Origin of the sequence: Paenibacillus sp. AR247, from assembly GCF_002968895.1 — a bacterium.
Taxonomy (GTDB): domain Bacteria; phylum Bacillota; class Bacilli; order Paenibacillales; family Paenibacillaceae; genus Paenibacillus_AQ; species Paenibacillus_AQ favisporus.
The window spans coordinates 97,675-102,735 of record NZ_PCZT01000025.1 but is presented as its reverse complement, the minus strand read 5'-3'; the positions used below and the strand labels follow the sequence as shown (position 1 = coordinate 102,735).

At 54.9% G+C, this 5,061-nt stretch carries 6 protein-coding genes and 1 pseudogene; 2 read left to right on the top strand and 5 right to left on the bottom strand.

The window, feature by feature from the left end:
- From CPT76_RS38530 to CPT76_RS33145, 4 genes and pseudogenes are all read right to left on the bottom strand, one after another.
- Window positions 1-197, bottom strand: a pseudogene (locus CPT76_RS38530) (hypothetical protein); the annotation flags it as partial.
- Window positions 198-274: 77 nt separating this feature from the next.
- Entirely contained in the window at window positions 275-838 is a 564-nt protein-coding gene (locus CPT76_RS33150; RefSeq protein WP_105445925.1) for a DUF2730 family protein, read from the bottom strand.
- Between the two features lie 20 nt (window positions 839-858).
- Window positions 859-1,020 (bottom strand): hypothetical protein, encoded by a 162-nt coding sequence (locus CPT76_RS38130; protein WP_181153215.1) that lies wholly within the window; start codon window positions 1,018-1,020, stop codon window positions 859-861.
- 30 nt (window positions 1,021-1,050) lie between these two features.
- Entirely contained in the window at window positions 1,051-2,358 is a 1,308-nt protein-coding gene (locus CPT76_RS33145) for an SPFH domain-containing protein (RefSeq protein ID WP_105445924.1), read from the bottom strand.
- A gap of 200 nt (window positions 2,359-2,558) precedes the next feature.
- Here CPT76_RS33145 and CPT76_RS33140 point away from each other — a divergent pair, with 200 nt between their 5' ends.
- The gene (locus CPT76_RS33140) at window positions 2,559-3,053 is read left to right on the top strand and encodes a cysteine hydrolase family protein (RefSeq protein ID WP_181153214.1); all 495 of its coding nucleotides are present in this window, start codon (window positions 2,559-2,561) and stop codon (window positions 3,051-3,053) included.
- 80 nt (window positions 3,054-3,133) lie between these two features.
- Here the strand turns inward: CPT76_RS33140 and CPT76_RS33135 are convergent, their stop codons facing one another.
- Complete coding sequence (locus CPT76_RS33135) at window positions 3,134-4,357, bottom strand: MFS transporter (protein WP_105445923.1); 1,224 nt, start codon at window positions 4,355-4,357, stop codon at window positions 3,134-3,136.
- Between the two features lie 121 nt (window positions 4,358-4,478).
- Here CPT76_RS33135 and CPT76_RS33130 point away from each other — a divergent pair.
- Window positions 4,479-5,061, top strand: a 583-nt coding sequence (locus tag CPT76_RS33130) for a GntR family transcriptional regulator (RefSeq protein WP_146116517.1), incomplete at its 3' end; no start/stop codon positions are given.

Sequence of the window (5,061 nt, the reverse complement as noted above, 5' to 3'; positions counted from 1 at the left end):
ATGATGGAGATATAGGAAAAGACCATAGCCCATCCCAATAGCCGTAAGTTTCTGCCTTTGGCTTTGTTATGATGGTGGGTCGATGCCAAGCGGATGAAGGCGAGCAGCCCGCCGACGGGAAATACGAGCAGGGTGAGGATTATAATCCACGTGTCAAATGTCGAAAATCTAACTTTATATGGAACCGGGATCTCCATATGATAGTCTCCTTTATGCATGATGATGTTTATGTATATTAGAATGAACTAAAGAAATGGTTAAACTTTAGTTCAAACTATGTAGAACCAGCTTTTGCTTGAAGTAACTGTGAATTTCTTTCTAATGCTGTACGCTCGATATCTTGGATCAGGAGTAAAGCTTCACTGGCTAATTGTTCACACTGGTCCGGCACAGCGGTAGCGATCAGGCTCACCTGATCCTCCAGCAGCGATATTTTCTGGAGAAGCAGCTGCTCCACTTCGTATAAGGCCGGAACCGAATTGGGGTCGCTGTACCGGAGCGTATCCTCCAGGCCGCGGATTTGCTCTTGAACACGATCGAGCCGGGTCTGCTCCGGCAGCGATTGAAGCTTCTGACGGATGGTTTCCAGCCGATTCGCAGTATCCCGCCCCTTGCTCCAATTGCGGTGGTCCCGCCGCTCCTGCCTGGCAGCATAGGTTCCGAACAGTTCCACCGTCCCCGTGAGGATGATGAATCCGAGCAGGGTGATAATCTGGCTCCATACATAGGAGGTGACGGAGAGCGTGGTCCAAAGACTGAACAACAACATCTCCAGCAGCACCGCCCCGGCGTACAGTCCAGCTGCGATACCGGAGCCAATGTAAAAGGGAGCAGGCATGCCTGGACCCTGGCGGCGGTTCAGCTGGCGATATACAAACCGAAGAACGGCTGCTGCCGCGCAGCCCGCTCCGGCACCGGATATCCAGGACCGGCTCTCAGCCCAGCTGCCGCTCCACCAAACCCAAAGAAAACAATCAAGGGAATAAGGATGACAGCGGTAAAAAACCAGCTTTTATGCATCAGTGTGGTTCCCCTTCCTTTCGCACCGTTTCAGGTTTGGGCATGGCCGCATTCCATGCAGAATTTCTGTCCTTGCTGTACCTCCGCCTGACAGTTCGAGCATTTCAGGATGCTGCTGGTTCCGCAGCCCGGGCAAAAGCGGGCCTTCGGGTCCATCCATTCCCCGCACTCGCGGCACAGCTTCGGCAGCAGGGTTCCGCAGCTGCTGCAGTTCACCGATCCGATCTTGAAGTCATAGCCGCACGCAGGGCAGGCGTTGTACGGATCGCCGCAGTTCAGACAAAACTTGGCGTTCGGCGGAAGCGGTTGTCCGCAATCGCTGCACACGATTTTTTTCGCGGGGATGCCGGCTGCTCCTAACGTCAAACTCTGGCCGCAGGCAGAGCAAAATTTCGAATCGGCGGCGTTCAGCTGCCCGCATGTCACACAGGCTTTTTGCTTAACGTCCATATCGCTAGTGGTTTGAACCTTCACATTTCCGGCCATTTGCTGGACGGCGTCGTACATCGATCCTGCCATGCCCAACCCCATGCCGAGTCCGCTGCCGACGATACCGGCGGTGCTGCCCGGATTTTTGGCGGCGCTTTCGAGCGTATCGTAGGAACGTTCTTGCTGATAGGTGAAGCCGATAATGTCCATTTCCGCTTTTTTGGCCAGTGCTTCCTTAATGCGCTGCGTAGACGGATCATTTTCCGGAAAATTAATCGAATCGATGAAGAAATTCACAAGGGATATGCCCATTTCCTCAAAAGACGGTGCGATCGTGTCCCGGACATGCTTGGAAATTTCGGCGGCATAGGCGTTAATTTCAACCACGCTGATTTTTTTATGGATAATGTAAGAGGAAATCATTTCGTTAATGTTCGAGGTCAGAACCCCGCGGTAGTATTTCACGAGTGTATCTTGATCGAACGATGGAAGCGTGCCGACCAATTTCAGCAGAAACTTGCGTGCATCTTCAATCTCCACCCCAAATTGGCCGAAGGCTCTGAGCGATACAATAATGTTAAACTTCGGATCCTGCAGTTGGATGGGAGATGCGGTTCCCCACTTCACATCCAGCGACCGGAGCTTATTCACAAACCATACCTCTGCGGTAAACGGCGATTTGCCGCCGAATGGCAGATTAATGAGGTTGGAGAGGATCGGAATATTCGCCGTGCTCAAGGTGTGGCGTCCTGCCACGAAGGAATCGAGAGCCCTGCCGCCTTTAAATAATATGGCTTCCTGCGTTTCATGAACGATCAACTGGGTCCAGGTCCCAAGCTCCTGGTTCGGGTAGCGCCAGGCGAACACCCCTGGTGGTCCTTCGTATTCCACTACTTCAATGATAGCCATTTGCTGCACTCCTTTACTGACACGGTTCGCCTTCATCCCATAACATTCCATGGAAAAAGGTACTAATTGACTACTATTGTATACGATATTAGCCCTATTTGGGGGTCAAAATTTGGAAAAAACATGTTCGAACAAGGAAATTTTGCATAGAAATTCGAATTGTATTTTATATGAATTAAACAAGTTGAGGAGGAATCCATTTGAAACTGGGTCTGCTGGTCATCGATATGCAGAAGCATCTGCTGAACGGGTACGTGGATCAACAAACGATTGACGGGGCCTGTGAGTATATGAATTACACCGCCGGTCTGCTGCGCTCGAAGGGGCATCCCGTCATCCATATAAAAGATGTGGAGGGCGCGGAGGACGTCAATGACGACGGAATCGGATTTATCCCGGGGATTCAGATTGAGTCTGGCGATACGGTGGTTCATAAAACCTTCTCCAATGCGTTCTGGAAAACGGAACTGGAATCTATCCTTGCGGAAAAGGGCGTCGATCTGCTGGTGGTGTCCGGTTTTGCCGCGGAATACTGCGTCCTGTTCACCTATAACGGTGCGCTGGAACGAGGGTTCAAGGCAGCCATCCTGCAAAGGGGGATTGTGAGCACGAAGCAGGGGGCGGTGCAGGACATTTACCGTGACCGGCATCTCATTTCGTATCCTGTCATCGAGGCACTGGTGGAACTGGGCTAGGCCGGAAAAAATAAAACGAAGACCCGCATGGAGGAGGCGATCCCCGCTGCGGGTCTTTTGGTTTCCATTCAGGCGGTTTCCTATTCGGATAGATCCACCCTCTTTGCGGGAGGCGCTGCCTTGGAAGCGGCCCTTTTCTGCGCTTGAAATGGAGCCACGAACCATTGAACGACGATGAGCGCCACCGTTACTCCCATCAAACCGTAAATGGCAAACGAAAATGGACCTGCGGCATCATGGATGAGGCCGATGAGGAAAGGTCCGGCGGCCCCGATCAAATAACCGGCGGATTGCGTCATGGCTGCCCATGATGCGGCTTCATGGCTGGTTGCGGCTGCGTCCATCGGGAGGAGCAGGCCCAGCGCAAATAAAGTTCCGCTGGCCAGGCCGATCACGGCCGCGGCCAGCCAGGGCAGGGGCGAGAACAGCAGGATCAGACCGGCCAGCTGCGTAATCGATGATACCCATAGCCACAGCAGGCGGGAAGGGTAGCGCCTCAGCAGCCGCTGCAGGATCGTACCGGCCGGAATCTGCGCGATAGCAAAGATGGTGAGCATGACGGCTGCTTCCGACGAAGTGTACCCCAGGCTTTGCATCACGGGCGGCAGCCAGGCGAGGAGGGAATAGAAGCAGGCTGCCATAAGGCCGAAGTGCAGGGTGAGCAGCCATGCTTTGGGATTCCGCCAAGGCAGGCTGGCGGATGGGACTTCGCTAACCTTTCGCGGACCGGAACGGCTCCCCCGGTGCAGGGTCCACCAGACGGCAGCTCCGGCCGCCCCGAGTGCCGACCATACGGCTAAGGCGGCTTGCCACGATTGCGAGTCCGCCTGCAAGGGGAGGGACAAGCTCGAAGCGAGCGCAGCCCCGAGAGACAAGCCGGCTGAGTAGACGGCGATCATCGCAGGGACGCTGCTCGGAAAATGCTGCTTAATAAACCCGGACAGCAGGGGACCCATGGCTGCAATGCCAAGCCCGGCAATCAGGGCGGTCAGCAGCAATACGCCGGCCGAGTGTACGAACAGCCGCAGGATCGTTCCGAATCCGATAAGCACGAGTGACCAGCGAATCACGCGTTCAGTCCCCACCCGTCCGGCCAGCTTGGCCGAGACGGGGGATAACAATCCCATGCACAGCACAGGGATGGATGTCAGCAGGCTTGCCGCTGCGGACGACATGCCCAGGTCGTCCCGGATGAAGGCGAGCAGCGGGGATACCGAGCTGATGGCTGGACGCAAATTTAGGGCTGCCAGAAAGAGAGCGGCGGTCATGAGGCCGCCATGGGTTGGTTTTGGAGACCGATACATAGGCGTCACCTTCCTTCATTTCATTGCAAAATCCATCCTACCATGCTAGATTGGCTGTAATAAGCACCACTCTGGAGCGATTTTGAACATACCAATTTGAAAAGGAAGGGAGTGAACCGTATTGGCACAGGACCCTACAGGCGTGCAGGCAGCAGACACCAAAACGAGACAAATCTACTCCTTGCTCAGGGAGCGGATCTTCCAGGGACAATATTTCGCGGGTATGCGCCTGCCGTCGAGCCGGGAGCTGGCGCAGGAACTCGGTGTGTCACGCACGCTGGTCGTCAGCGTATATGAGCAGCTGGTAGCGGAGGGGTATTTGGAAGGGCGGCTCGGATCGGGGACGTATGTGGTCGATTTGGAAAACAGGAAGCCTGCAAGATTCGAGAAGTCGGATCAGAGCTTTCATTTCTCCCGGAAACAGCCTGATGACGGTTATGGTTTCGACGGGGTCGATTTCCGGCCGAGCTTTCCGTCGATGGAGCATGTTCCGCGCAAAAAGTGGCGCGAGGTCGCCTATAAGGTATACGACCAGCTGGACGACCGGGAATACGGATATGCCGGTCCCGCGGGGCACTGGGGGCTGCGCCTGCTGATATGCGAAATGCTGCTCAATACGAAGGGCATCCTATGCGATCCCGAACAGGTCGTCGTCACGGCCGGTGCGACGCAGGCGATCACGCTGGTGTGCAAATTGCTGCTGC

Coding starts and splice junctions, on each gene's coding strand:
- CPT76_RS33150 (WP_105445925.1), bottom strand. CDS start 838: ATGCCTGCTCCCTTTTACATTGGCTCCGGTATCGCAGCTGGACTGTAC.
- CPT76_RS38130 (WP_181153215.1), bottom strand. CDS start 1,020: ATGCATAAAAGCTGGTTTTTTACCGCTGTCATCCTTATTCCCTTGATT.
- CPT76_RS33145 (WP_105445924.1), bottom strand. CDS start 2,358: ATGGCTATCATTGAAGTAGTGGAATACGAAGGACCACCAGGGGTGTTC.
- CPT76_RS33135 (WP_105445923.1), bottom strand. CDS start 4,357: ATGTATCGGTCTCCAAAACCAACCCATGGCGGCCTCATGACCGCCGCT.